At 70.7% G+C, this 25,793-nt stretch carries 23 protein-coding genes; 14 read left to right on the top strand and 9 right to left on the bottom strand.

Features of this window, described 5'->3' with window-relative positions:
- Positions 1–4: 4 nt before the first annotated feature.
- The 3 genes from treZ to glgX are packed head-to-tail and all read right to left on the bottom strand — an operon-like array spanning position 5 to position 6,114.
- Positions 5–1,735 carry a malto-oligosyltrehalose trehalohydrolase gene (gene treZ / locus KOI35_RS23945; RefSeq protein ID WP_215790221.1) on the bottom strand — a complete coding sequence of 577 codons (1,731 nt, stop codon included), beginning with the start codon at positions 1,733–1,735 and terminating at the stop codon, positions 5–7.
- Entirely contained in the window at positions 1,732–4,002 is a 2,271-nt protein-coding gene (gene treY, locus KOI35_RS23940; RefSeq protein ID WP_215790220.1) for a malto-oligosyltrehalose synthase, read from the bottom strand. Before treY ends, treZ begins: the two co-directional genes overlap by 4 nt.
- Positions 4,003–6,114, bottom strand: a complete 2,112-nt coding sequence (glgX, locus tag KOI35_RS23935; protein WP_215790841.1) for a glycogen debranching protein GlgX — start codon at positions 6,112–6,114, stop codon at positions 4,003–4,005.
- Between the two features lie 189 nt (positions 6,115–6,303).
- Here glgX and KOI35_RS23930 point away from each other — a divergent pair, with 189 nt between their 5' ends.
- The 7 genes from KOI35_RS23930 (at position 6,304) to KOI35_RS23900 (ending at position 13,257) form a co-directional block, all read left to right on the top strand.
- Positions 6,304–6,534, top strand: a complete 231-nt coding sequence (locus KOI35_RS23930) for a cation:proton antiporter regulatory subunit (RefSeq protein WP_215790218.1) — start codon at positions 6,304–6,306, stop codon at positions 6,532–6,534.
- A gap of 14 nt (positions 6,535–6,548) precedes the next feature.
- Positions 6,549–8,030: a cation:proton antiporter domain-containing protein gene (locus KOI35_RS23925; RefSeq protein WP_215790216.1), complete on the top strand. Its 1,482-nt coding sequence runs from the start codon at positions 6,549–6,551 to the stop codon at positions 8,028–8,030.
- On the top strand, positions 8,030–9,019 hold the full coding sequence (locus KOI35_RS23920) for a 3-oxoacyl-ACP synthase III family protein (protein ID WP_215790214.1): 990 nt from the start codon (positions 8,030–8,032) through the stop codon (positions 9,017–9,019). The genes KOI35_RS23925 and KOI35_RS23920 overlap by 1 nt, the downstream gene beginning before the upstream one ends.
- Positions 9,016–9,747 (top strand): glycosyltransferase family 2 protein, encoded by a 732-nt coding sequence (locus KOI35_RS23915; protein ID WP_215790211.1) that lies wholly within the window; start codon positions 9,016–9,018, stop codon positions 9,745–9,747. The genes KOI35_RS23920 and KOI35_RS23915 overlap by 4 nt, the downstream gene beginning before the upstream one ends.
- 11 nt (positions 9,748–9,758) lie before the next feature.
- The gene (locus tag KOI35_RS23910) at positions 9,759–11,381 is read left to right on the top strand and encodes a class I adenylate-forming enzyme family protein (protein ID WP_246613641.1); all 1,623 of its coding nucleotides are present in this window, start codon (positions 9,759–9,761) and stop codon (positions 11,379–11,381) included.
- Between the two features lie 65 nt (positions 11,382–11,446).
- On the top strand, positions 11,447–12,433 hold the full coding sequence (locus tag KOI35_RS23905; protein ID WP_246613716.1) for a cytochrome P450 family protein: 987 nt from the start codon (positions 11,447–11,449) through the stop codon (positions 12,431–12,433).
- A complete protein-coding gene (locus KOI35_RS23900; protein WP_215790208.1) occupies positions 12,430–13,257 on the top strand; it encodes an NAD-dependent epimerase/dehydratase family protein in 828 nt (275 codons plus the stop codon). Before KOI35_RS23905 ends, KOI35_RS23900 begins: the two co-directional genes overlap by 4 nt.
- On the opposite strand, the gene KOI35_RS23895 is transcribed toward KOI35_RS23900, so the two are convergent.
- Positions 13,244–13,816, bottom strand: coding sequence for a fibronectin type III domain-containing protein (locus KOI35_RS23895; RefSeq protein ID WP_215790207.1), 573 nt, complete (start codon positions 13,814–13,816; stop codon positions 13,244–13,246). The two genes, KOI35_RS23900 and KOI35_RS23895, sit on opposite strands and share 14 nt — an antisense overlap.
- A gap of 63 nt (positions 13,817–13,879) precedes the next feature.
- Positions 13,880–14,587, bottom strand: coding sequence for an EcsC family protein (locus tag KOI35_RS23890; RefSeq protein WP_308121132.1), 708 nt, complete (start codon positions 14,585–14,587; stop codon positions 13,880–13,882).
- 122 nt (positions 14,588–14,709) lie between these two features.
- Here KOI35_RS23890 and KOI35_RS23885 point away from each other — a divergent pair, with 122 nt between their 5' ends.
- Both KOI35_RS23885 and KOI35_RS23880 read left to right on the top strand, forming a co-directional pair.
- Positions 14,710–17,046, top strand: coding sequence for an EAL domain-containing protein (locus KOI35_RS23885; protein WP_215790203.1), 2,337 nt, complete (start codon positions 14,710–14,712; stop codon positions 17,044–17,046).
- 58 nt (positions 17,047–17,104) lie between these two features.
- Positions 17,105–18,010, top strand: coding sequence for a proteasome assembly chaperone family protein (locus tag KOI35_RS23880; protein ID WP_215790201.1), 906 nt, complete (start codon positions 17,105–17,107; stop codon positions 18,008–18,010).
- On the opposite strand, the gene KOI35_RS23875 is transcribed toward KOI35_RS23880, so the two are convergent.
- Positions 18,007–18,747 carry an alpha/beta hydrolase gene (locus KOI35_RS23875; protein ID WP_215790200.1) on the bottom strand — a complete coding sequence of 247 codons (741 nt, stop codon included), beginning with the start codon at positions 18,745–18,747 and terminating at the stop codon, positions 18,007–18,009. The two genes, KOI35_RS23880 and KOI35_RS23875, sit on opposite strands and share 4 nt — an antisense overlap.
- A 48-nt stretch (positions 18,748–18,795) precedes the next feature.
- Here KOI35_RS23875 and KOI35_RS23870 point away from each other — a divergent pair, with 48 nt between their 5' ends.
- Positions 18,796–19,911: an amidase gene (locus tag KOI35_RS23870; protein WP_215790198.1), complete on the top strand. Its 1,116-nt coding sequence runs from the start codon at positions 18,796–18,798 to the stop codon at positions 19,909–19,911.
- Here the strand turns inward: KOI35_RS23870 and KOI35_RS23865 are convergent.
- On the bottom strand, positions 19,900–20,493 hold the full coding sequence (locus tag KOI35_RS23865) for a TetR/AcrR family transcriptional regulator (RefSeq protein ID WP_215790196.1): 594 nt from the start codon (positions 20,491–20,493) through the stop codon (positions 19,900–19,902). The genes KOI35_RS23870 and KOI35_RS23865 overlap by 12 nt on opposite strands.
- A 99-nt stretch (positions 20,494–20,592) precedes the next feature.
- On the opposite strand from KOI35_RS23865, the gene KOI35_RS23860 reads away from it, so the two are divergent.
- On the top strand, positions 20,593–21,327 hold the full coding sequence (locus KOI35_RS23860) for an SDR family NAD(P)-dependent oxidoreductase (RefSeq protein ID WP_215790195.1): 735 nt from the start codon (positions 20,593–20,595) through the stop codon (positions 21,325–21,327).
- Positions 21,328–21,329: 2 nt separating this feature from the next.
- Positions 21,330–21,944, top strand: coding sequence for an NADPH-dependent F420 reductase (locus KOI35_RS23855; protein ID WP_215790193.1), 615 nt, complete (start codon positions 21,330–21,332; stop codon positions 21,942–21,944).
- Positions 21,945–21,966: 22 nt separating this feature from the next.
- On the opposite strand, the gene KOI35_RS23850 is transcribed toward KOI35_RS23855, so the two are convergent.
- Positions 21,967–22,890: a WGR domain-containing protein gene (locus KOI35_RS23850; RefSeq protein WP_215790190.1), complete on the bottom strand. Its 924-nt coding sequence runs from the start codon at positions 22,888–22,890 to the stop codon at positions 21,967–21,969.
- A 257-nt stretch (positions 22,891–23,147) separates the two neighbouring features.
- Between KOI35_RS23850 and KOI35_RS23845 the strand changes: the two genes are divergently transcribed.
- Positions 23,148–23,753, top strand: coding sequence for a hypothetical protein (locus KOI35_RS23845; RefSeq protein ID WP_215790836.1), 606 nt, complete (start codon positions 23,148–23,150; stop codon positions 23,751–23,753).
- 727 nt (positions 23,754–24,480) lie between these two features.
- Complete coding sequence (locus tag KOI35_RS23840) at positions 24,481–24,669, top strand: hypothetical protein (protein ID WP_215790189.1); 189 nt, start codon at positions 24,481–24,483, stop codon at positions 24,667–24,669.
- A gap of 239 nt (positions 24,670–24,908) precedes the next feature.
- On the opposite strand, the gene KOI35_RS23835 is transcribed toward KOI35_RS23840, so the two are convergent.
- Positions 24,909–25,790 carry a GNAT family N-acetyltransferase gene (locus KOI35_RS23835; protein ID WP_215790187.1) on the bottom strand — a complete coding sequence of 294 codons (882 nt, stop codon included), beginning with the start codon at positions 25,788–25,790 and terminating at the stop codon, positions 24,909–24,911.
- Positions 25,791–25,793: the final 3 nt, after the last annotated feature.

The following is a 25,793-nucleotide window of genomic DNA, read 5'->3' as shown; positions in this document are numbered from 1 at the left end:
GGGCCTACCCCCGGAAGGCGACAACGACGGCGGACTCCCCCGGAAGCTCGACCCGGTCACGCTGCAGCACCACGCCCGGCTCGGTGGCCAGCAACACCTTCGAGGGGGTGTCTCGCAGAGACACCGTCTGGGGAGTTGACGCCAGGTTCACCGCCACCGCCGTGCGGCCGCGGCGCATCACCAGGTGCTGGTCGCCGTGCCAGACCTGCACCTGGTCGAGCCACGGGTCGGTCAGTTCGGGCCGGGCCCGGCGCAGCGCGATGAGTCGCTTGTAGAGGTCGAGGATCTCGCTGTGCCCGGGCTTGGCGAGCTCGTTCCAGTCGAGCTTGGAGCGCCGGAACGTCTCCGGGTCCTGCGGGTCGGGCACCTCGGCCTCGGCCCAGCCGTGCGCGGCGAACTCGCGGCGCCGCCCGTTCTGCACGGCGGCGGCCAGCTCGGGCTCGGGGTGGCTGGTGAAGAACTGCCAGGGGCTGCTGGCCGCCCACTCCTCGCCCATGAACAGCATCGGCGTGAAGGGCGAGGTCAGCAGCAGCGTGGCGCCCACCTTGAGCCGGCCCGGCGAGAGCGTGGCCGAGATCCGGTCGCCGATCGCCCGGTTGCCGATCTGGTCGTGGTCCTGCAGGAAGGCGACAAAGCGGTGTCCCGGCGTACGGGTCCGGTCGACCGGCCGCCCGTGCCGCCGCCCTCGGAAGCTGGAGTAGGTGCCGGCGTGGAAGAAGGCGCCGGTCAGCACGGTCTCGAGGGACTCCAGCGAGCCGAAGTCGCTGTAGTAGCCCTGCCGCTCACCGGTCAGCAGCGCGTGCAGCACGTGGTGGACGTCGTCGTCCCACTGCGCGTTGAGGCCGTAGCCACCGGCCTCGCGCGGCGTGATCAGCCTGGGGTCGTTCAGGTCGGACTCGGCGATCAGCGACAGCGGCCGCCCGACGTGGGCCGAGAGCGACTCGACCTCGACCGCCATCTGCTCGAGCAGGTGGATCGCGGAGTGGTCGGCCAGCGCGTGCACGGCGTCCAGCCGCAGGCCGTCGATGTGGTAGTCGCGCAGCCACATCAGCACCGAGTCGACGATGTAGCGGCGGACCTCGTCGGCGCCCGGGCCGTCGAGGTTGACCGACGATCCCCACGGGTTCGAGCCGGCCTGGCTCAGATAGGGGGCGAACATCGGGGCGTACGCGCCGGAAGGTCCGAAATGGTTGTAGACCACGTCGAGCACCACGCCCAGACCGCGGGCGTGAGCGGCGTCGACGAAGCGCTTGAGGCCATCAGGGCCCCCGTACGCCTCGTGCGGCGCGTACCAGCACACGCCGTCGTAACCCCAGTTGTACTCGCCGTTGAACGAGTTGACCGGCAGCAGCTCGACCAGGTCGATGCCGAGGTCGACGAGGTGGTCGAGGCGCTCGATGGCCGCGTCGAACGTGCCCGCGGGCGTGAACGTGCCGACGTGCATCTCGTAGAGCACCGAGCCGGGCAGCTGACGGCCGGTCCACGACTGGTCGGTCCACGCGTACGCGCTGTGGTCGTAGACGCGGCTCGGCCCGTGCACCCCCTCGGGCTGCCAGGGCGACCGGGGGTCGGGCCGTTTCTCGCCCTCGAGGACGAACGCGTAGTCGGCGCCGGGTTCGGCGGACGGCACGTCGGCCCGCCACCACCCGTCAGCGCCGCGTTCCATCTCGCGCTCCCCGTCGGAAAGAGAAAGCCGTACGGTCTTCTCCGGAGCCCACACCTCAAAAAGCGTCATTTCTCTTTCACCAGAAGAGCAACGGGATAGGTACGCAGCAGTTCGGCCACCGCCAGCTGGCTCCCGCCGTAGCTCGTATTCGTGAACACTTCCGTCCAGCTGTGGCCGTCGAGTGACAGCATGGTGTCTCCCCAGCCGCCGTGGCGTGACAATCCCACCGGCAGACGCGTGGCGATCGTCACGGCACCGCCGCGGTCGAAGCCGAGCAGGTGCTCCCCGACCCGCCCCTCGGCACGAACCGGGCGGTAGCCGGTGAACAGCTCGGGCCGCTGCCGGCGCAGGCGCAGGGCCCGGCTGGTGACCAGCAGCTTGGCCGCGCCGGTCTCGTCCACCGGCGGCAGCCAGCCGTCGTCGATGCGACCCAGCAGCTCGCGGCGGGCCCCGAAGTCGACCGGGCGGCGGTTGTCCGGGTCGACCAGCGAGAAGTCCCAGAGCTCGCTGCCCTGATAGACGTCGGGCACGCCGGGCATGGTCAGCTGGACGGCCTTCTGGCCGAGCGCGTTGGACCAGCCGGGCGGCGTGATCGAGGCGGCGACGTCGGTCACCTCGCGGTGCAGGGCCGGGTCGTCGTAGATCCGGTCGACCATCGCGCGCAGGGCCGTCTCGAAGCGCTCGTCGGGGGCGGTCCAACTGGTCGCGCTGGCCGCTTCCTTGGCCGCTTTGAGCGCGTACGCCTGAAGCCTCTCCCGCGACACCGGCCACGCCCCCACGGCGGCCTGCCAGACCAGGTGCGCCAGGGCCGGGTCGGGCAGCGGGTCGACGCGGACCCAGCGGCGCACCACCTCGGTCCAGTCGCCGGGCACCTCGGCCAGCACGGCCAGGCGAGCCCGTACGTCCTCACTCCGCTTGGTGTCGTGGGTGGAGAGCGCCGTCATCGTCTCCGGCCACTTGCGGCGGCGGTCGTCGTTGGCGTCGTGGAAGTCGTCGATGGTGACGCCGAAGTCGACCGGGTCGTTGCCGACCTCGTTGCGGGCCGTGAAGCGGGTCCACCGGTAGAACGCGGTGTCCTCGACCCCCTTGGCCATGACGGCGCCGGTGTACTGCTGGAACCGGGCCGCCAGCTCGTCGGAGGGGTTACGGAGGCGCCCGGTGAGCTGGTCGAGCACGGGGATCAGCTGGGGCCGCCGGCGACCGGCCTCGGCGCGCGCCTTGGCCAGGTGACGGGAACCGAACGGCAGGTAGGAACGGTAGACCGGGAAGCAGGCGGCCAGCTCGGCCAGGGCCCGCGGGGCGGCCTCGATCTCGGGGGCGAGCCGGGCCATCCGGGCCAGCTCGGCCGCCAGCAGCTTGGTGGCCGCGGTGAACTTGGTCTCGTGCACCAGGTCCTGCCAGGACGTCTCGCCGCCGGTCAGGTGGTGCTGCAGGGTGTCGAAGAAGGCCTCGGTGCCGGTGTCCACGAAGACGCCGCCGACCTCGGCCAGCGCGTCGTAGCCGGTGGTGCCGGCGACCGGCCAGTCCGGCATCTCCTCGCCCGGTTCGAGGATCTTCTCGATCACGATCCAGGCCTCCGGGGCGGCCGCGCGCAGGCGGTCCAGGTACGCCCCGGGGTCGCGCAGCCCGTCCGGATGGTCGATCCGGATGCCCTGCACGATCCCCTCGCGATACCAGCGCAGGATCTCGGCGTGGGTGGCGTCGAAGACCTTGGGGTCCTCGACCCGCAGCCCGGCCAGGTCGACGATCGAGAAGAACCGGCGGTAGTTGAGCTCGCTGTCGCCGCGCCGCCAGTTGACCAGCTCGTAGTGCTGCCGATCGTGCACTTCCTGGGGCGTGCCCCCGTCGGTGCCGTCGGCAATCGGGTAGCGCTTGTCGAAATAGCGCAGCTCGCCGTCCTCGACACGCAGGTCGTTCAGGGCGTCCGGGGAATCGGCCAGTGTGGGTAGCAGCAGCCGCCCACGTGACCAGTCGATGTCGTAGAAATCGGAGAATTCGGAGTCGCGCCCACGACGAAGGACGTCCCACCACGTCGGGTTGGCGTGCGGCACCCCGACCCCGGCGTGGTTGGGCACGATGTCGACGACCAGGCCGAGGCCGGCCGCCTTCAGCGCACTGGACAGTTCGGACAACGCAGCCCCGCCCCCGAGGGCGGGATTCACCTGCGAGTGGTCCACGACGTCGTACCCGTGCTCGGAACCGGGAGTCGCGGTCAGCAGAGGTGCCGTGTAGAGGTGGCTGACACCGAGGTCGGCCAGGTAATCGGCCAGCTCAGCGGTGGCTGAGAGGGGGAACTCGGGGCGGACCTGGACTCGATAGGTTCCGGAAGGGGGCATTCAGACCGTCCTGTCCAACACGATGAGCGAGCGGTCGGGCACCCAGATCTTGTGACCGGCCTCGACGACCGACGGGCGATCCGGGGACGGCTCCGCCGTCTCGATGACCCTTTCCCACTTCTCGCCGTATTCAGCGGGTGGAGTGGCGAACTCGATCGGGGCATCGTGCGCGTTGAAGAAGAGCAGGAACGAGCTGTCCACGTGCCGCTGGCCGTACTGGCCGCGCTCGCGGATGCCCTCGCCGTTGACGAACAGCGCGACCGCCCGGCCGAAGTCGTTGCCCCAGTCGTCGCCGGCCATCTGGCGCCCGTCCGGGGTGAACCACTCGAGGTCGGGCAGCGGGTCGCCGCCGCCGCGGGCGGTCACCGGCAGCCCGGTGAAGAAGCGCCGGCGCTGGAACACCTGGTGGCGGTGCCGGAACGCGGTGAGCTTGCGGGTGAACTCGAGCAGCGTCTCGTCGGCGTTGCCCCAGTCGATCCAGGCGAGCTCGTTGTCCTGGCAGTAGGCGTTGTTGTTGCCCTGCTGGGTGCGGCCGAGCTCGTCGCCGTGCGAGATCATCGGCACGCCCTGCGACAGCATCAGCGTGGCCAGGAAGTTGCGCCGCTGCTTGGCCCGCAGCTCGAGCACCTGGGCGTCGTCGGTCGGGCCCTCGATGCCGCAGTTCCACGACCGGTTGTGACTCTCGCCGTCCCGGTTCTCCTCGCCGTTGGCGACGTTGTGCTTGTCGTTGTAGGCCACCAGGTCGTTGAGCGTGAACCCGTCGTGCGCGGTGACGAAGTTGATCGAGTGGAACGGCTTGCGGCCGTCGTCCTGGTAGAGGTCGGCCGAGCCGGTGATCCGGGACGCGAACTCCGCCAGCGTGGCCGGTTCGCCCCGCCAGAAATCGCGTACGGTATCGCGGTATTTGCCGTTCCATTCGGTCCAGTTGGGCGGGAAGTTGCCCACCTGGTAACCGCCGGGGCCGACGTCCCACGGCTCGGCGATCAGCTTGACCTGACCGACCACCGGGTCCTGCTGCACCACCTCGAAGAAGGTGGAGAGCCGGTCGACGTCGTAGAACTCGCGGGCCAGCGTCGAGGCCAGGTCGAAGCGGAAGCCGTCGACGTGCATCTCGGTGACCCAGTAGCGCAGCGAGTCCATGATCAGCTGGAGGCTCTGCGGGCTGCGGACGTTGAGGCTGTTCCCGGTGCCGGTGTAGTCCATGTAGAACTGCGGCTGATCGTCGACCAGGCGGTAGTAGGTCCGGTTGTCGATGCCCTTGAGGCTCATCGTCGGGCCCAGGTGGTTGCCCTCGGCGGTGTGGTTGTAGACCACGTCGAGGATCACCTCCATGCCCGCCTTGTGCAGCGCCTTGACCATGCCCCGGAACTCCTGGGTCTGCTGGCCGAGCGTGCCGGTCGACGAATAGCCGTGGTAAGGCGCGAAGAACCCGAGCGTGTTGTAACCCCAGTAGTTGCGCAGACCCAGGTCGTCGAGCCGGTTGTCGTGCACGAACTGGTGCACCGGCATCAGCTCGACCGCGGTGATGCCCAGGCTCTTGAGGTGCTCGATGATCGCCGGGTGGCCGATCGCCGAGTAGCTGCCGCGCATGTCCTTGGGGACGTCGGGATGCCGCTCGGTGAGACCTTTCACATGTGTCTCGTAGATCACCGAGTGGTGGTACGGAATGTCCGGCCGGCGGTCGTTGCCCCAGTCGAAGTACGGGTTCACCACCACGCCCTTGGCCATGTAGGGCGCCGAGTCGAGATCCGACATCTGGTCCGGATTTTCCATGTCGTACGCGTACATGGCCGGGTGCCAGTCGATGTCCGCGTCGACCGCCCGCGCGTACGGGTCCAGCAGCAGCTTGTGCGGGTTGTAGCGAAGGCCACGGGACGGGTCGTACGGCCCGTACATGCGATATCCGTACCGCTGACCAGGCTCGACCCCGGGCAGGTAGGCGTGCCAGACGAACGCGTCCTGCTCGTGCAACTGGACCTTGCGCTCGTTGCCGGACGGGTCGAACAGGCACAGCTCGACCGCCTCGGCCCCCTCGGAGAAGATCGCGAAGTTCGTGCCCGTGCCGTCGTACGTGGCACCCAGCGGGTACCGGTGACCAGGCCAAACCTGCATGTCGTACTCCCACCCTTCGTCACCGCCGGCGGTGACGGGCGCTTCGATGTTGCCCAGCCCGTCACCGACTAATCCTGTGGTCATTCTTTCCGATGCCTGCGCCGACGTCCGCGTGACTGTCCGGTTCCCAGTCGATCGGGGAGCACGTGCCTGGTCAGGGGCCTGCGGCAGCCCATAGGATCTGCGGTCATGGGCAAAGGCGTGCACATCCAGGAGCTTCCCGGCCTCGGCACCCGCTATGACGTGGATCTCCGTTCGAGCAACGGCGAACGCGTCTCGATCGTGGTGTCCCGTGACGGCAAGCGCCACCTCTACGTGTTCACCTCGCGCGGCGACGAGCCGACCGCGGTGGTCGAGCTGACCGAGGAGCAGGCCCGCAAGATCGGCGCCGTGCTGGCCGGCACCTTCTTCACGGACTGAGCGGAACGGACCACGTGCACGCGAATCTCATCGGGCTGGGCGCCCTGATCCTGGTGGCCGGCCTGCTGGCCCGGTTCGGCCGGCGCATGGGCCTGCCCACCGTTCCCTTCTTCATGCTCGCGGGCATCCTGCTCGGACCGAGCACCGGGGGCCCGGTCGCGTTCGACCACCCCGAAGACCTCGACATGCTGGCCCTGTTCGGGCTGGTCATCCTGCTGTTCCACCTCGGCCTGGAGTTCCCGGTCGAACAGGTGCTGGGCAGCGGCAAGCGCCTGTTCTGGGCGGCCGGGGCGTACATCGGCATCAACATCGGCGCCGGGCTGGCCCTGGGCTTCTCGATGGGCTGGGGCACCAAGGAGGCCTTCGTCATCGCCGGTGCGGTCGGCATCTCGTCGTCCGCCATCGCCACCAAGCTGCTCATCGAGATGCGCCGGCTGGCCAACGCCGAGACGCCGGTGATCCTCGGCATCATCGTCATCGAAGACCTGTTCCTGGCCTTCTACCTGGCCCTGCTCAGCCCGATCCTGGAGGGCGCGAGCTCGGCCGGCGAACTGGTGCTCAACATCGGCATCAGCTTCGGCTACCTGATCCTGCTGTTCGCGATCGCCCGATTCGGGGCCAAGTGGATCGGCATGGTGCTGGACAGCCGCGAGGACGAGATCACCGCGATCATCATGATCGGCCTGGTCGTGCTGGTGGCCGGGCTGTCGGCCGAGATCGGCGTCTCCGACGCGATCGGCGCGCTGATGATCGGCCTGGTCGTCGCCCGCACGTCGATCCGGGAACGGGCCGAACGCATCGCGGTGCCGTTGCGGGACGTGTTCGCGGCGATCTTCTTCATCGCGTTCGGCCTGAGCATCGACGTCGGCGCGGTCGGCTCGGTGATCGTGCCGGTGGTGATCGCCATCGCGATCACGGTGGTCACGAACGTCACCGCCGGTCTGATCACGGCCCGGCTGTTCGGGCTCAACCAGCGCGGCGCGGCCAACGTCGGCCTGACCGTGCTCGGCCGCGGCGAGTTCTCGCTGATCCTGGCCACGCTCGCGCTCGGCGCCGGGCTGGACGACCGGATCGGCCCGTTCATCGCGCTCTACGTGCTGATCCTGGCGGTGGTGGCACCCATCCTGGCCGCGAACTCGAAGTACCTGGCCCGCGTCATCCCCGACCGGCTGCTGCATGACCGCTGGCGATACGTACGGGAAGAAACGATCAGCACGGCCTGCACCCACCTCGACCGGATCCAGATCACCGAGACCGACGAGGACGAGTGCAAGGAGTGCGTCGAGATCGGCGACACGTGGGTGCAGCTGCGCATGTGCCTGATCTGCGGCCACGTGGCGTGCTGCGACGACTCGACCAACAAGCACGCGACGGCCCACTACGAGGACAGCCGGCACCCGCTGATCCGCTCGCTCGAGGACGGCGACGGCTGGCAGTACTGCTACGAGGACCAGTCCCTCGTCCGCGAGCCCGCCGGTTCCAGCAGCAAGTCCTGATGAACGTCGGCATAACCGGCGTCGCCTACGCCCTGCCGGCCCGGACCGAGCTCACCGACGACCTGCAGGAGCGGGTCGCCGGCGGGCTCCCGGTGCCGGCCGGGCTGTTCCGGCGCACCACCGGCATCCGGCAGCGGCAGGTCGCGGCCGACGACGAGTACGCCTCCGACCTGGCCATCGACGCCGCCACCAAGGTGCTGGCCGACACCGGAACCGACCCGCTCGACGTCGACCTGCTGCTGTTCGCCAGCGCGACCCGGGACATGACCGAACCCGCCACCGCGCACGTCGTGCAGCACGCGCTGGGCAGCCGGGCCCACGCGCTGGACGTCACCAACGCGTGCAACAGCTTCCTCAACGGCATCGACCTGGCCCGCTCGATGATCCTGGCCGGTCGGGCCCGCCGCGCCCTGGTCGTGACCGGCGAGACGCCGACGCGGGCGATGCGGCCCCGGCTCGAAGGGCTGGCCCAGGCCCGGACGGCGTTCGCCGGCTACACGTTCGGCGACGCGGGCGCGGCCGTGCTGGTCGAGCCGGTGGCCACCGGCGGCATCGTCGACGTCGACACCGAGACCCATTCCGAGCACTGGGAGGTCGGCGGCATCTTCGGCGGCGGATCCCGGCACCCGCGCAGCCTCGAGCACACCTACTTCACCGGCGACGGCGGCAAGCTCCGGGACGTGTTCGAACAGATCGGCGCCGGACTGATCGAGCGGGTTGCCGCCCGTACGGGATGGGGCTGGTCCGACTACGCCAAGGTCCTCGTCCACCAGGTGACGCTGCCCTATCTGGACCGATTCGTGGCGGTCACCGGCGTCCCGCGCGACAAACTCGAAGTCACGGTGAGTGAGCTCGGAAACATGGCATCGGCGTCGATCGGCGTGCAGTTGAGCCGCGTACGGGCGGAACTCGGTCCTGGTGACCGCGTGCTCATGGTCGGCCTGGGTGGGGGCGTGAGCCTGATGACCATGGTCTGGGAAGTGTCGTGACCAGCCTCTGGGTGATCGTGCCGGCCTACAACGAGGCCGCCCGCATCGGCGCGACGCTCGAGGCCCTGGCCGCGCAGACCGACACCGACTTCACGCTGCTGGTGGTCGACAACGGCTCGACCGACGCCACCCGTTCCACCGTCGAAAATTTCCACGGCCCGTTTCCCACGTACGTCATCACGGAACGTGAAAAAGGCGTCGGGTGCGCGGTCGACACCGGATTCCGCCACGCGATCGCGGCCGGCGCCGTCCATCTGGCCCGCACCGACGCCGACTGCCTGCCCGCTCCCGGCTGGGTCGCCGCCGCCCGCGCCGCCCTGGTCTCGTCACAGGGACTCGCCTGCGGCCGGATCACCGCCCGGCGCGACGAGCACGGCCCCCTCGGCCGGGCGTTCTTCCGCGTGCTCGTGACACTGGCCGCGAGCTTCGGCCGCGTGCGTCCCGCGCATCGCAGCAGCGAGTACAAAGCGCCGTACCGGATGCACGCCGGCAACAACATGGCGATCACGGCTTCCCTGTACGAGGCGTGCGGCGGCATGCCCCGGCGCCCCTCCCCGACGGATCGCACCTTCCTCAACCGCGTGCGGCGGACCACGCCCGCGATCGTGCACAGCCGGCACATGGTGGTCGCCAACTCCACGCGCCGGATCAAGGCGTACGGGGTCGTCGGGACCGCCCGCTGGTACCTCGACCAGGGCAGTGGCTCGCACTCCGCGGATCCGCGCTGATGATCTCTGCCTTGATCTCTGATCTGCGTGCGGACGACGATCGTCCGGCGCTGCCCGGTGTTTCCCGCGGCGACCTGGCCCGGCTGGTGCGCGGTTATGCGGTGGCGCTCGCCGCTGAAGGACTCGTCGCCGGCGACACGGTGGCTCTGGCCGTACGCCCCGGCGCCCGCTCGCTGGCCACCCTGCTCGCCGCGTACCACCTCGGCCTGCGCATCGCCGTGGTCGACCCGACCGCGGGCCCCGACGTCGTACGGGCTCGCCTCGCTCTGGCCGCGCCCCGCCTGGTGCTGGCCGACTCCGCCGCTCAGGCCGTGGCCGGCTGGGCCGCTCCCTTGGCCCGTCGTGCCCACCTGGCGCTGCCCGACCTGCGCTCGCTCGGCACCGTCAAAACCATCGGCCGCCGTCTGCCCGGCTCGGCACCTCTATTGAAGCCCCTTCAAGGTCAACTGCCTTCCCCGTACGACGGTGACGGCGACGCCGTAGTCGTGTTCACCTCCGGCACGACCAGCCGTCCCCGCGCGGTCGTCCACACCCGCGCCTCGATCTCGGCCGGTATGAAGGCCGCGCACGACCTCGTACGGCCGATCCCCGGCGCACCCATCCTCGGCGGCACGTTCTTCGTGCTGCTGCCCGCACTGGCCGCCGGCGCTCCGGTGGCACTGCCCACCCGGCGCGCGCTGCGCACCGTTTCACCGCAAGCCGTCTATCTCACTCCCCCACAGTTGCGCGCGGCGCTGGCTGACGGCTGCCGTTTCACCGGCCGGGTCTACAGCGGTTCGGCCCCCGTCAGCGCTTCCCTGCTGGCCGCCGTGCGCAAGGCGGGCGCGACCGAGGCGTGGGGTGTCTACGCGCTGACCGAGATGTTCCCGGCCGCCGCCGTGGAGTCGTCGGCCAAATCCGCGTTCGACGGCGAAGGCGACCTGGTCGGCGACCTGCTGCCCGGGGTCGACGCCCGCGTCTCGTCCGACGGCGAGTTGCTGTTGTCGGGCCCGATGGCGGCCGACCGCTATCTGGGTTCGGACCCGTTCGAGTGGGTCGCGACCGGCGACATCGGCCGGGTTTCCGACCGCCGGATCGTGTTGGGCGGCCGCGCCAAAGACATGATCCTGCGCGACGCCGAGAACATCTATCCCGGCCTGTACGAGCCCGCCCTGCACGTGCCCGGCGTTGCTCTGGCACTGCTGGTGGGCGTCCCCGCCGTGGACGGCGACGAGCGGGTGGTGGCCGTGGTGCAGTTGGCCGCCGGCTTTGATGAGCGCTCGGTCCGCGAGGCTCTGCGGGCACCGTTGACCCGGATGGGTTCCGCACGACCCGACGCGGTCGTGTTCGCGCCGATTCCGTTGTCCGGCCGTTCCCGCAAGCCCGACCGGCGCGCGGCGGCCGCAGTGGCCGCCGCCGCTCTATCCACAGGTGACGAGCCCCACAGTCGTTTTCGGCGCTGGTTCGGCCGGTCTCGCCCGGAAATCGCCGTCTTCCGTTCGTCCACAGGCGACGCCGATCGCCCGGTTTGCCCCGCTCCAGGCGCTAGCTTCTCCCCCGTCCCTGGGCGGGTGGGGGAGGCGGCGGCTGCTCCAAAGCCCGATCTTGAAACCACGGACGAGCGCTCGAACGGGCCATCGGAAGACGACCGTTGATCAGCCGGGGACGACGCCGCGACCGACGGGTTTACCTGCGCAGCCATCCGGTTCTGTTCGCGCTGATGGCGGCCACCCGCGGCAAACCGGCGCAACGGCTCGGGCGCACGGTGGTGGTGCACGAAGCGGAAGCGTTCCGGGCGGCGCTCACCAAGATCCCGCTCGACCGCACGGCCGCGGGCACGACCGGGGGCGCGGCGGGTGAGCTGGCCGGGTCGGGGGCGCTCTTCGACCAGCACGGCGACGAGCATCGGGGAACCCGGCGGGACACGTCGGCGCTGCTCGGGGCGGCGGGTGTGGCCAAGCTCCGGCCGATCTGGATGAAGCTGCTCGACGACCGGCTTCCCGTGCTGGACGCGGGCGGCACGGTCGATCTGGTGCCGCTCTCGGTCGAGATCGCGGGGGCCACGGCGGCGGCGCTGCTCGAGCTGGACGTCGATCCGGTCGAGCTCGCCGAGGCGGCCCAGCAGGCGGCCTCGGCGGCGGCGAAGGCCCACGTGCCGGGGCCGCGGAGACCGGCGGACGAGCGCGCGGCGGCGGACCGGCTTCTCCGTCTGGTCGGCGAACCACGGGGTCTCCACGCGATGCTCGCGGTCGCGGCGATCAACACCACGGTGGCGGCGCTGCCGAGAGCGGTCGCGTGGGCCTGCGACGACGACCTGTGGCACCACGCCGGCGAGAACGCACTCGCGGACGAACTGTTGCGCGTGACCGCACCCACTCCCCTGCTCCCCCGGGTGGCAGCAGGAACCGGCACGGTGGGCGGCTGCCCGATCAGACCCGGCGACCGCCTTGTCCTGATCGCCCGCCACGCCGCCGAGGCCCACACCCGGGACCCCGACCCCGAAGAGCCGGCCCCAGCCCGTACGGCTCAACTGGTCTTCGGTGTGGGCCCGCACGCCTGCCCGGGCGCCGCGCTGGCCCGCACCCAGCTGACCGACCTGCTGGCGGCTCTGGCGCCCTACCGCCCGACCGTGGTGCGAGCCCGCGCCGACCGCCACGCGGCGCTCCCGAGCTGGCGCGAGCTGATCATCAGGGGCCGGACGGCGTGAGGATCGCCGTAACCGGGGCGAGCGGGTTCTGCGGCAGCGCCGTGGCGCGGGAAGCGGCCGCGCAGGGCAACGACGTCGTGTGCCTGGGCCGGCGTCCAGGACCGGTCGGACGGCACGTCTACTGGGATGCCGCCGGGAGCACGCCCGACGTCAAGACGGCCGACCTGATCATCCACCTGGCCGCAGCCGTCGGGGATCGGGGCGCCGACGACGCGTACGGGAAAGTGAATGTCGATGGCACCCGGCGGCTCCTCGACGCGACCGGCGACACGACCGTGGTCTGGGTGAGCAGTGCCAGCGTCTACCGTCCCGGGCCGTACGACCACCCGATCCGCGAGGATCATCCGACCGATCGGCAGCGGACCGCGTACGGGCGCACCAAGGCCGCCGGGGAACGCCTGGCGCTCGCCGCGGGGGCGGTCGTGCTGCGGCCCCGCGCGGTCTACGGCGACGGCGATCCGCATCTGCTGCCCCGCCTGCGCCGGACCGTTCGCGCCGGTGCGGCCTGGCTCCCCGGCCCGGATGTGCCGCTCAGTCTGACCGCGGTCGGCAATCTGGCCTCGGCCTGCCTGGCCGCCCGCGACTGGCCACCCGGCGCCTACAACATCGCCGACGCCGAGCCCTACCGACGTGATGCGGCCGTCACCGCCGTGCTGGGTGTGCCGGTGCGCCACGTCCCGGTCCGGCTCGCCCGGGTGGCTTCGCTGATTTCCCCAACCATTTCCCCGTACGGGATTGATCAGGTCACCGACGGTCTCGTGCTCGACATCGGCAAGGCCCGGGCCCGGGGCTGGACACCCGCACCGGGGCTCAGGACGTCGTGACCACCTGGGATCGCGCCACCGTCTTGTCGTAGGTCGCGTCGCTGTCCGAGCGGGTGGTCACCGCGTCGACCGAGAACATGTAGCGGGTCTTGCGGTCGAGGCCGACGATCGTGGCGGTCATGTAGCCGCAGGTCGCGCCGGGTGTGACCACGGTCCAGCCGATGTCGCGCTGGAGGCCGACCTTGGCGTCCTGGCTGATTGCCGTGATGCGGTATTCCACGATGTCCGAGGTGGCCGGGTTGTACCAGGTCACGGTGCCGCTGGTGGTGCTCGCGGTGGCGCTCGCGCCGTTGATGATGTTGTTCTTGACCGGCGGACAGCCGTAGCTGCCGGTCGGCCTCGGGGTGGGGCTGGTCGTGGGCAGCGGCAGGTATCCGGTCGGGAACGGCGCGACCGAACCCGAGGCGTAGAGCGGTGCCGGTGAGGGCGTGGCGCTGCCCGAGGCCAGCACGATCCACGCGGGGCCGCTCGGGCTCGGCGTGGCGGTCGGGCTCGCGGCCTTGCTGCAGCCGGTCAGCAGGAGCGGTGCCAGCACGACGAGACCCAGCCGACGACGCACCCGCAGCCCTCCGTCCGATCGGAACCCCCTTCACGGATCCGATCGACCGCGGCCGCCGATCTCTTAGCGGCTCACCCGCTGACCGGGCACGGCCGGAGCCTTGCCGAACAGCTCGCGCGAGCGCCGGGCCAGGTCTTTCGTGGCGGCCGAGTTGGCCCAGGTGCCGAGCACGATCGAGGCGCCCGGGATCACCTTGGCGAACATGCGCTTGGCCGCGCGGACGCCCGCCATCTGGGCCAGCTTGACGCCGAGCCGCATCATCACGCCGGTCAGCGGACGCGTGCCGGCCCCGGCGAACAGATGCGCGGCGCGCTCGCGGCCGGCGGCGACGCCCAGCGCCAGGCGGGCCGTGGCGGCAACCTTGTGCACGCGCTGCAGCACCAGCAGGTCGGTCGCCCGCTCGGGGGCGGCCGGGTCGTGCCCGTAGGCGGCCGCGATGTGCAGCACCATGCGGGCCTGGTTCCAGGCCAGCACGCCCACGTCGAGCACCGCGCCGGGCAGGCCGGTGGCGCCCGAGACGGCACCCGAGATGCGGGCGAGGTTGGTGAACCGCTTGACCGCGCTGTCGGCCAGCTGGTCGGGAGTGCGCTCCGGATGGTTCGCGCGTTCACGCTCGGCCCAGGCCGCGGCCTCGGGACCGAGCCGGCGGACCGCCTCGAGGGCGAGGTGCTCAGGCGCGTACTGCGGATCGGCCTTCATCCGCTGCCACAGCGAGCCGGGCGGCGCGTCGGTTTCGGTGATCACGTCGGGTTGGTTCGAAGAGTCGGTCACCAGATCGCTCCGAGGGGGGAAGGGAACGTTCCTGTTCCATTGTGCCGTGCACATGCACGTGCACGCGACCCCTCGGCGGCAAAGTGCTCAGGCTGAGACCTGTCATACCGATTACCCGGAGCGTGACCGAAGAGCGCCCGACGACCCGGCTACGCCTGACGCCGCTGCTGGCGGCGGGCGCGGTCCTGCAGGTGATGGCCATCCTGCTGTACGCCGGCAACTCCTCGCTTCAGCTGTTCAGCCCGGTCTGGAACTGGCTTCCGGGCATTGTGATGTCCGCTGTGGCTGCCGTCACATGCTGGCGTACGGCCGGCGTGGTCGCCTCGAACCGGGCCGTCCGGCGGCTGTGGCGCTCGGTGGCGCTCACCGCGGGGCTGGTGGCGTTCGGCGTCGTCGGTGACGCCCGGGTGACCGCCGTCGCGCCCGATCTGATCCCGCGGCAGCAGCACGACCTGTTCAGCTCGGTCTGCTACGCCCTGGCCATCGCGGTGATCATCTGGGCGCTGCTGCGGCTGCCGCTCGAGCGTCAGGGCACCAGCGTCCGGTTCGTCCTCGACGCGCTCACCATCGCCGTCACGGTCGGCGTGTTCGCCTGGTACTTCATGGCCCGCTCGGCCGCCGAGGGCGACTCCCAGCGCACCACAGTCCCGATGCTGCTGCTCGCCGTGCTCGGCCTGCTCGTGGCCCTGGCCATGGTCAAGGTCGCGGTCACCGGCATGGGCGGGCTGGAGTCGGGCACGCTGCGCTGGTTCGCCGCCGCGGCCGCGGTCGGCACCGCCGGCGGCGGCCTGTTCCCGCTGGTGGTCGAGCTGCGGTCCGGCTTCAGCGGCTCGATGATCTTCATCCCGGCCACCATGATCTGCGTCGCGCTGGCCGCCGACCGGCACCGCCGCGTCGCCGGCGAGCCCGTCCGGCGTCCCCGGCGCCGGCTGTTCAGCCTGGTCCCGTACGCCGCCGTGGCCGCCACCGACCTGCTGCTGCTCAAGGTCAGCGGCGAGTCGGGCCTGACCGTGACGATCGTCGCGCTGGCCGCCACGCTGCTGACCGCGCTGGTGGTCGCGCGGCAGGTCGGCGCGCTGCGCGACAACGGCCGGCTGCTGCGCCGGGTCGACCAGCAGCTGACCCAGCTCAACGAGTATCAGGACGAGCTCACCCACCGGGCCACCCACGACGGGCTGACCGGGCTGGCCAACCGGGCCCTGTTCGAGCAGTCGGCCCAGGCCATGCTCGACCGGGACGAGCCGTTCTGCCTGGCCCTGATCGACCTCGACGACTTCAAGGTGATCAACGACCGGCTCGGGCACGCCGTCGGCGACGCCATGCTGGTCGCGGTGTCCACCCGGCTGGCCGCCAGTGTGCGCGGCGACGATGTGGCCTCCCGTCTCGGCGGCGACGAGTTCGGGCTGCTGCTGCCCGGGGTGACCGGGCCCGACGCGATCGAGATGCTCAACCGGCTGGAGGAGACCATGACCATGCCCGTACGGGCGAAGGGTCATGATCTGCTCGTCGGGGCCAGCATCGGGGTGGCCGAGGCCCGGCCGGGCACCACGCCGGCCGAGTTGATGCGCCGCGCCGACCTGGCCATGTACGCGGCCAAGGACAGCGGCAAGGGCAAGTTCCTGCTGTACGACGAGGCCCTCGAACGCACCCACGAAGCCGACCAGAAGCTCGGGGCGGACCTGCGGCGGGCCTTCGACGCGGGCGAGTTCAGCCTGGTCTACCAGCCGATCGTCGGGCTCCCGGGCGGCTCCTGGACCGGGCTCGAGACGCTGATCCGCTGGCAGCACCCGGAGCAGGGTTTCATCGGGCCGGACACGTTCATCCCGATCGCCGAGCGCACCGGCCTGATCGTGCCGCTGGGCACCTGGATCCTGCACACCGCGCTGGGTCAGATGGCCGCCTGGGACGCCGAGTTCGGTCCCGGCGTCGCCCCGCGCGAGCTGGGCGTCAACGTGTCGGCCCGGCAGCTGCGCGAACCCGGTTTCGCGGGTGAGGTGCGCGAGGCCCTGTCGTTCTCGGGTGTGAGCCCGGACCGGCTCGTGGTCGAGGTGACCGAGACCGCGGTCTTCGACGGCGGTGTGGCGCTGAACACGTTGCTCGAGATCGTGCGGCTCGGCGTCAAGGTGGCGCTGGACGACTTCGGCACCGGCCACTCGTCGCTCGGCCTGCTGCGCACGGTTCCCGCCAACACCCTCAAGGTGGACAAGTCCTTCGTGGCCGGCATCGGCGGCGCGTCCGAGGAGGCGGTGATCGCCACCGCCATGATCCAGATCACCGACGGCCTGCACCTCAAGGCCGTGGCCGAGGGTGTGGAGACCGAATCGCAGGCCGAGACGCTTTACGGCTTGGGCTACCGTTTCGCTCAGGGGTACCACTTCTCCCGCCCGCTGCCGCCGGCCGAGGTGCGCGCGCGCCTGGTCGACGGACGCTTGGCAAGATCGTCGGGTATCCGGAATTAAACCGCGGGCTCCGGTGTTCGCAGGTTTTACCCCTTACGGAACACAGGAGGTCCTCGACGTGCTCGATCCTGACGAGCTCTACGAGCTGTCCGACGAGCTGCCCGAGCTCGACGAGCCGGTGCTGGTCCAGGCCCTCACCGGATTCGTCGACGCGGGCAGCGCGATCCAGCTCTCCCGGGAAAACCTCCTGGACTCCCTCGACAGCCGGGTGGTCGCGACGTTCGACCTCGACCAGCTGCTCGACTACCGGTCCCGTCGCCCCACGATGATCTTCGACGAGGACCACTGGGTCAGCTACGACGAGCCCAGCCTGGCCCTGCACGTGGTGCGCGACCAGCTCGGCACCGAGTTCCTGCTGCTCGCCGGCCCCGAGCCCGACCTGCAGTGGGAACGGTTCATCGCGGCCGTCACCGGCCTGGTCGAGCGCTTCGGCGTCAAGCTGACCGTCGGGCTGAACGCGATCCCGATGGCCGTGCCGCACACCCGTCCGGTCAGCGTCACCGCCCACGCCACCGACAAGTCGCTGCTCGGCGACCGCGAGCCCTGGCTGCAGAAGGTGCAGGTGCCGGCCAGCGTCGGCAACCTGCTCGAGTTCCGGCTGGGCGAGAGCGGCCACGACGCCATGGGTTACGCCGCCCACGTGCCGCACTACCTGGCCCAGACGACCTTCCCGGCCGCGGCCGAGCTGCTGCTCGACTCGGTCTCGGCCAGCACCGGCCTGGCCCTGCCGACCGGTGAGTTGCGCGAGGCGGCCAAGGCCGTCCGGGAAGACGTGGATAAGCAGGTCGCCGACGACGAGCAGGCCAGCCGCCTGGTGGCGTCACTCGAGGCGCAATATGACGCCTTCCTGCGCGGTCGCGAGGGCAACCTGCTGGCCGACTCCGACCGCCCCCTGCCGACGGCCGAGGAACTGGGCGCCGAGCTGGAGCGCTTCCTGGCCGAGCAGCAGGGCCGCGAGGACTAGCTCTTTAAGAAGAAGTCCAGCGCTCGCGGGATGTGCCTGTCCCAGTACGACCACTCGTGCCCGCCCGGCTCGAACTCGCTGTCCAGCGGGATGCCGGCGCGGGCACAGGCGTGTACGAGGCGTTCGTTCTGCTCGAACAGGTGGTCGCCGGTGCCGCAGCGGAGCATGAGGCGCGGCAGTTCGGCCCGGTCGGCCCGCTCCAGCAGGTGGAACAGGTCGTCGCCGGTTCCGGTCACGTCACGGCCGGCGAAGACCCGGTCCATCACCTCGCGGATGTGCGGGCGGTCGTCGTGCTTCTGCAACCAGGCCAGATCGACCGCCCCCGACAGGCTGGCCGCGGCGGCGAACCGGTGCGGCTCCCGCAGCGCCCACTTGAGGGCGCCGTAGCCACCCATGGACAGGCCTGCCACGTACGTCTGCTCGCGCCCCTCGGCGACCCGGAAGAACCGGTGCACGACCCGGGGCAGTTCCTCGGACAGGAAGGTCCAGAACTTCATCCCGTACGCCTCGTCGGCGTAGAAGCTGCGATGCACCTGCGGCATGACGACGGCGAGCTGGTGGTCGTACGCGTAACGCTCGATCGACGTGTAGCGGGTCCACGCCGTGTGATCGTCGGTGAGGCCGTGCAGCAGGTAGAGCAGCGGCGGCGGCGAGTCCCCCTCCTGCGGCAGCACAACGGTCATGGACGTGCCGAGATCGAGCGACTCGGCATAGAAGTCAACGTTGATCAGCGCCATCGGCCCAGTCTTCCATCGACCCGCCGCGGCACGCGTAGGTTCGACGGGGTGACGATCTGGATCAAGCGCTTCGCCCCTCCGCCTGCCCCAGGCCTCCGGATCGCCGTTAAGGACGCCATCGACATGGCCGGCGAGATCACGACGGCCGGGTCCGCGGCCGTACGGGATCGGGCGTTGCCCGCCGCGGCCGACGCGCTGTGCCTGGCCGGTGTGCGGGCGTCCGGTGCCCACATCGTCGGGAAGACCACGCTGACCGAGATGTGCGTGAGCCCGGTCGGTGACAACGCGGTGTTCGGGACGCCGGTCAATCCGCTGGCGCCCGACCTCATTCCGGGTGGGTCGTCGAGCGGCAGTGCGGTGGCGGTCGCGACCGGTCAGGCGGACATCGGGCTGGGCACCGATACCGGTGGATCGGTGCGGATTCCGGCCGCGTGCTGCGGGATCGTGGGATTGAAGACGACGGCTGGACGCGTGCCGTCCTCCGGGGTATGGCCGCTGGCCCCCACTCTGGACACCGTCGGACCGCTGGCCCGCGACGTCGCCGGCGTCATCACCGGCATGGGTCTGCTCGAGCCCGGCTTCACCGTCGCGGACGCCCCGGCGCGGGTGGTCGGGCGGTTGCGGATCGACGGCGTGGACCCGGCGATCGAGGACGCGGTCGACGCCGCTCTGGCCTCGACCGGGATCCCGGTTCGCGAGGTGCGTCTGCCCGGCTGGGACGCGGCGTTCGACGCCTTCGGCACGATCGTCGTCCACGAGCTGTGGACGGCTCACCACGCGCTGCTGGGCGTCGAGGGAGTCGGCGACTTCGTCGAGGGCGGCCTGCGCGCCGGTCGCCTGGTGACCCAGGCCGAGGTGGCCTCGTCTTTGGCCGGTCGCGCGAAGTGGCAGGCCGAGGTCGCGGCCCTGCTGTCCGAGGTGGACGTTCTGGCCCTGCCGACACTGCCCGCGATGCCGCCGCCGCTGGCCGGCTATGCGGGTTTTCCGCTCACCCAGCTGACGGCCCTGTTCAACCTGGCCGGGGTGCCCGCGCTGGCGATGCCGGTGCGGTCGCCCGGCTTCCCGGTGCCGGTCAGCCTGCAACTGGTCGGCCCGGCGTACGGCGAGGAACTGCTCGGCGCGACCGCACTCGCACTATCTTCTCGAGGCCGGTCACCGCACTGACGCACGTGTGCCCTCCTCGGCCGGCAGTGCGTTGTCGACCAGGACGGCGGCGATGGCGGCGGCCGTGGCCAGCGTCTCGGTGTTGAGCACGCGGCTGCGGGCCGAGGCGCCGTCCAGCAGCAGCGCGAGTTGTTCGCCGAGCTGTTCGGGATCGGCGGCGCCGGCCTCGCGGGCGCTGTCGACGAGCCGCGCGGCAAAAGCCAGCTTGTAGTCGCGGGCGAGAACGCGGGCCGGGTGCTCGGGGTCGGGGATCTCGACGGCCGCGGCGATGAACGGGCACAGCGGCGCGTGGATCTCGAACACGGCGAGCAGTCGTTCGCGCGGGGTGAGGTCGGCGCGCTCGAACACCTCGGGCAGGACGCCCGGGTCGAAGCGGCGCAGGCACTCGGCGATCAGCTCGTCCTTGCCGGCGAAGTGCTGGTAGAGCGTGCGTTTGGACACCTCGGCGGCCGCGCTGAGCTGGTCCATGCCGGTGCTGTTGATGCCCTGGTCGCGAAAGAGCTGCTGGGACGCGCTGATGATGCGCTCCCGCGCGCCCCGGCCCCGGCGCTGCCCGGTCGGGCCCTTCTCCAGCTCCGTCACGTGACCAGCATAACGCGGCGGTACGGATCGGTTTACATAGCTCTGATCGGTCGCTACCTTAGGCACACGATTCGGTGTACTTAACGATGGGGAGTGCTCGTGGGAAAGCTCGATGGCAAGGTCGCCGTGATCACCGGCGCGACCAGTGGCATGGCGCTGGCCGGCGCCAGGTTGTTCGTGGACGAGGGAGCCCACGTCTTCATCACCGGCCGCCGCAAGGACGCGTTGGACGACGCCGTCCAGCTGATCGGCCGCAACGTGACCGGCGTGCAGGCCGACTCGGCCGACCTCGACGACCTGGACCGCTTGTTCTTCACCGTGAAGCAGGAGAAAGGCTCGATCGACGTGCTGTGGACGAGCGCCGGCACGGGCGAGCAGGGGCAGCTCGGCGAGATCACCCCGGCCCATTTCGACGCCGCCTTCTCGCTGAACGCACGCGGCACGCTGTTCACGGTCCAGAAGGCGCTCCCGCTGATCAACGACGGCGGCTCGATCTTCATGACCGGCTCGAACGCGTCGCTGCGGGGCTACCCCGACTGGAGCGTGTACGCGGCGAGCAAGGCCGTACTGCCCGCCTTCGCCCGGGTGTGGGTGTCCGAGCTGCGCGACCGGAAGATCCGGGTGAACGTGCTGACCCCCGGCCAGGTCTCCACCGCGCTCATGGAGGAGGTGATGGACGCCGGCCTGAAGGCACAGTTCGAGTCCGTGATCCCCCGCCGCGAGATGGGCCGGCCCGCGGAGATCGCATCCGCCGCGTTGTTCCTCGCCTCGGACGATTCGAGCTACGTCAACGGCCAGGAACTGGTCGTCGACGGCGGAACGACGGTGATCTGACCATGACCACGATCAGCATCATCGGCGCGGGAAACATGGCCACCGCCATCGGCACCCGCGCGGCGAAACACGGCCACACCGTCGAGATCATGAGCCGTGACACCGTTGCCGCCCGGTCGCTGGCCGACCGGATCGGAGCCACCGTGGGCACCTACGGTTCGGCACCGGCGGGCGACATCGTCATCCTCGCCGTCCTCTCCGCGGGCGCGGTCGACGTCGTTCGTTCCTACGGCGAGGCGCTGGCCGGCAAGACCCTGGTCGACATCACCAACCCGTTCAACGCTGACGCCACCGGCCTCGCGACCACCCCGGGCAACTCGATCGCCCAGCAGATCGCCGCCGCCGCGCCTGCGGGCACCCACGTCGTGAAGGCCTTCAACACGATCTTCGGCGGCGTCCTGGCCCAGGACAAACCGATGGACGCGTTCCTGGCCGGCGACAGTGCCGAGGCACGGGCGCGGGTGGCAGCGTTTCTGTCGAGCTTGGACATGCGCCCCCTCGACGCGGGCGGGCTGGAGATGACCTCCGCCCTGGAGTGGGCCGGCATCCTTCTCGTGGGCGTGGCCCGCAACGGTGGCGGCTTCGACATCGCCCTGGCCGCCCAGCCACCAAGCTGAGCCGGCCTGATCTGCCCGGCCGTTACGCGACGATGAAGGCTGCCGCCTGTTCAGCGGCGTCGGTGTCGGCCGGAGTCAGGCGGAGGACGTCGCCGCGGTAGGAGCGCAGTTCCACGAAGCCGTCCGCGGCGGCGCCGGGCAGTTCACGCAGGACCCGGTCCAGCCGGCCCTGGTCGTACACCTTGAAGGTCTTCTCCCGCATCAGGCGGAGATCAACCACCGGCTTCGGGCCGCGCGCCCAGTCGGCGTAGTTCAGTGCGCCGTGCCCGTGGATACGTGCGTCAACCAGCACCTCGGTATCGTCGTCGCCGATCTCGCAGTCATGGATCGGGAAGGCGCCGGCGACCCGCGCGCTGATCGCCGGGTAGGCGTCGGCCATCTGGGCCAGCGCGGGTGAGCACAGCAGCGCGTGGGTGAATTCCCCGACCGGCTCGGGCAGGGGCAGCTTCGCGTGCGAACGGCCGTCGAAGGGCGGCTCCCGTACGGTCACGAGAAGGTCGAGGAACGCGGCGACCGCGATCGGATCATGGGTGGTCTCGCGGACGTTGAAGCTGATGGCGCTGCGGCCGGCGTCACGCAGCACGAGGTAGCGGTAGAACCCCCGGCCGGGCGAGGCCGCAAAGGTCATCTCGTGGCAGACCACGTCCGGATAGCCGGGGACCGGGCGAAACGCCCCGAGCGGCGCGACGCCGATGGTCTCGGCCACCAGCGCCTCGGGGTCACCGGTCGGCGCCGGCTGCCCGGCCACCTCCACGAAGCCCTTGCGCAGCCGCTCGCGGATCTTGCCGGCCATGTGTCGTTCGGCGTGCTGCTCGTCGTCACAGGTCATCCGCAGCGAGCCGCCCCGCTTCGTGCCGTCCGCGCCCCAGCGCAGGAAGCAGCGGATCCCCTCCCGACGGATCGAGAAGTACTCCGCACCCTTTTCGAACCTCCGCCAGTCGGTCACCAGGCCACGATAGGCGGCCCCGCCCGGTTGTCGGATTCGCGCGGACGCGACAGCAACGAGTACGCGGCTGCGAGGTTGGGAATGTCGTACCCGTCGATTAGAATGTATGTACGAATCAGGGCCTGTGAGCTGCTGATCTTCGGCGTGTCGAGTGCGCTGTTGATCTTGTCAGGGCCAGTTAGGAGATCGACGTGACCGCGCCCGTTCTGAGCGTTCCCTCGACCAACCCCGTGCCCGTCCTCCCGCCCTACGCGACCATGCTCGGCTTCACCCGCTACGTGACGCGCACCGGCCCGGCCAAGGCCACGTTCGTCGGCGGGCTGCGTCGTGCGCGTGAGCGGCGGTCCGGCTTCAACCCGCACGGTCAGCTCGTCAAGGCTCTCAAGGCCGACATCGCGTTCCGCACCGGCGGCAGCTATCTGTCCGGTGTGGTCGACCTGGTGAAGGAGCGGTGGAAGCCGCTCTACGGGTCGGTCAGCACCGGCGCCAAGACCTACCTGGCGTCCCTGGGCGACCCCGAACTGGTCGGCCTGGCCCAGACCCGCGACGCGCTGGCCTCGGTGGGCCCGCTGGTCGTGAAGATCAACCCCCACTTCGGCCTCAAGTACGACGACGGCCGGCGCGAGGCCGTCCGCCTGCACTTCGACGAGGCGCCGCCGACGCCCGAGACCGTGACGGCCATGCTGCACCTGATGGCCCGCCACATGGACCAGATCCTCCCCAACGCCGAGCCGATCCTGGTCGACCTGCGCCGGGGCGAGGTCCACCGCCTCGACACCTCGGCCAAGCCCGCCGACATCGAAACCTGGCTGGCCGGCGAGGCGGCCGCCTTCACCGCCATGTGGAGCACCCCGGCCGCCTGACCGCCCACCGCTGCGTTCCGCGCAGCATGACCCGCGACCGTCCCGGCTCGACCGCCATGTCCGCGCCGGGGCGGTCGCGCCCGTCACGCCGTCCAGCGCCACGAAATGGACGTCGACACAAACAGGCGTGCGCCGCCCCGGGCCGGGCGCAGTCTCCAGCTGAACACCGCCCCGAGCGCGCGCCGTCACAGGCCGGGCGCCGCCGCGAGCACGCGCCGACACGGGCCGAGCGCCGTCGCAGGCCGAGCGCCGACACGGGCCGAGCACCGACACGGGCCGAGCACCGTCACGAGCCGAGCACCGTCACGAGCCGGACACCGCCACGAGCACGCGCCGACACGAGCCGAACGCCGCCGCAAGCCGGACACCGCCGCAAGCCGGACACCGCCACGAGCACGCGCCGACACGAGCCGAACGCCGCCGCAAGCCGGACACCGCCACGAGCACGCGCCGACACGAGCCGAACGCCGCCGCAAGCCGGACACCGCCACGAGCCGGACACCGCCACGAGCACGCGCCGACACCAGCCGAACGCCGTCGCAAGCCGAGCGCTCTCGCGGGCTGAGCGCCGTCGCGGGCTGAGCGCCGTCAAGAGCCGGGCGCCGCCGCGAGCTGAGTGCTGCCGCGGACCGGGCGACCGCATGGGTGGCTGCGGCGTTGCTCAGCTGGGAGAAGGCTCCAGGTCGGTGGCCGGCACGGTTACCAACCGGCCAGGTCGGACTGGACGGTGACCATCGGGCTTCGGCTCACGTGGCGGACGATGAGCGGAGCATTTCTCGTCCGCGGTGGCCGGCGCCTCGGGCGTCGCGCCCGCCAGGCGGACCTCGTCGCCGGGACGGAACGGGGCGTCGGGCGGGTTCCCCCGGCGGCGATGGTCGACATGGCGTTCACCTGGTCGGCGATGTCCGAGCCGTAGTGGATCAGAAGGCCCGCCTGCCCATAGATCTACTCGGCCTCGGCCCTGCTGAAGCCGGTGAGAGCTACGCCCGCGGTCAGAACCGGACTCCTGGACAGGTCGAGCTGCGCGCGAATGGTCCCGCGACACGAACGGCCGGTCCGCCCCCGACACCGCCGGCGCCGGGACGAGCCGCTCGGCGAGAATACGGATCCCCGGGCGCAGGATGGCGAACATGGAGGGCGCTCCGGCCAACGCGATCAGGGGCTGATGACCCGGTATACGTCGGTTATGCCGGGCTTGGTGTGGTAGCCGAATGCTCGGTTGATCGCGAGCATCGGGGCGTTCGTGGAGTCGTTGTGGGTTTCCAGGGTTGGGGCGCCGACGGCGAGCGCGTAATTGATCGTGGCTCGCCGCAACGCCGTGGCGATTCCCCGGCCCCGGTAAGCCCGATCCACCCCGGTGAAGTGGTGGTAGAACGTGGGCCCGACCGTGGCCGCGCCGGCCCACGTCGTGCCATCCAGGGCCACGAACGTCCCGGCCGCGTGGAAAGGCCCGAACTGTTCGTATGTGCGGGGCTGCCGGCGTTCGTTCGGGAAGTCGGCGGCTATCCGCTCGCAGATGGTCCACAGTGCTCGGCGGTTCTCGTCGGTGTCGCCTAAGTCGTCCAGCGAACGAATCTTGATGCCGAAAGGTGGCGGCGCTGTCAGCAGGGCCGGGTTGATCGAGGTCGGGTCTACGACTGACCTGGTCATGTGTCGGTCTACGGCGAAGCCTCGGCTCAGTGCGAACGCCAGCGCCTCCGGCCGGCCTTCGGAGGGGACGGTGCCGATCTGTGCGGTGGCGCCCAGTGTGCGGGCAGTCTCGGTGATGGCGGCCAGCAACGCGGTGCCGGTTCCCCGTCGCCGAGCCGAAGGGTGGACGGTTACGCCTGTGCCGTAGAGGCCGGGCGTGAACCAGGGCTGACGGAACGTACGGGCGTAGGCGCTGCCGTCGTCGGCGATGAGAGCACGGAAGTCGTCGAGGCCGGCGTCCCGGCGCATCATCGCCGCCACGTCGGAAAAGCCGCGCGCGGCGGTCAGCAGGGCGGCGAGGGCGTCGCCGTCGTGATCGGGACGGAATTCGTGGAGGCCGGAAGTCATCGC

The organism is Paractinoplanes bogorensis (genome assembly GCF_018829635.1).
GTDB lineage: Bacteria > Actinomycetota > Actinomycetes > Mycobacteriales > Micromonosporaceae > Actinoplanes > Actinoplanes bogorensis.
This window is presented reverse-complemented; position numbering and strand designations above follow the sequence as displayed.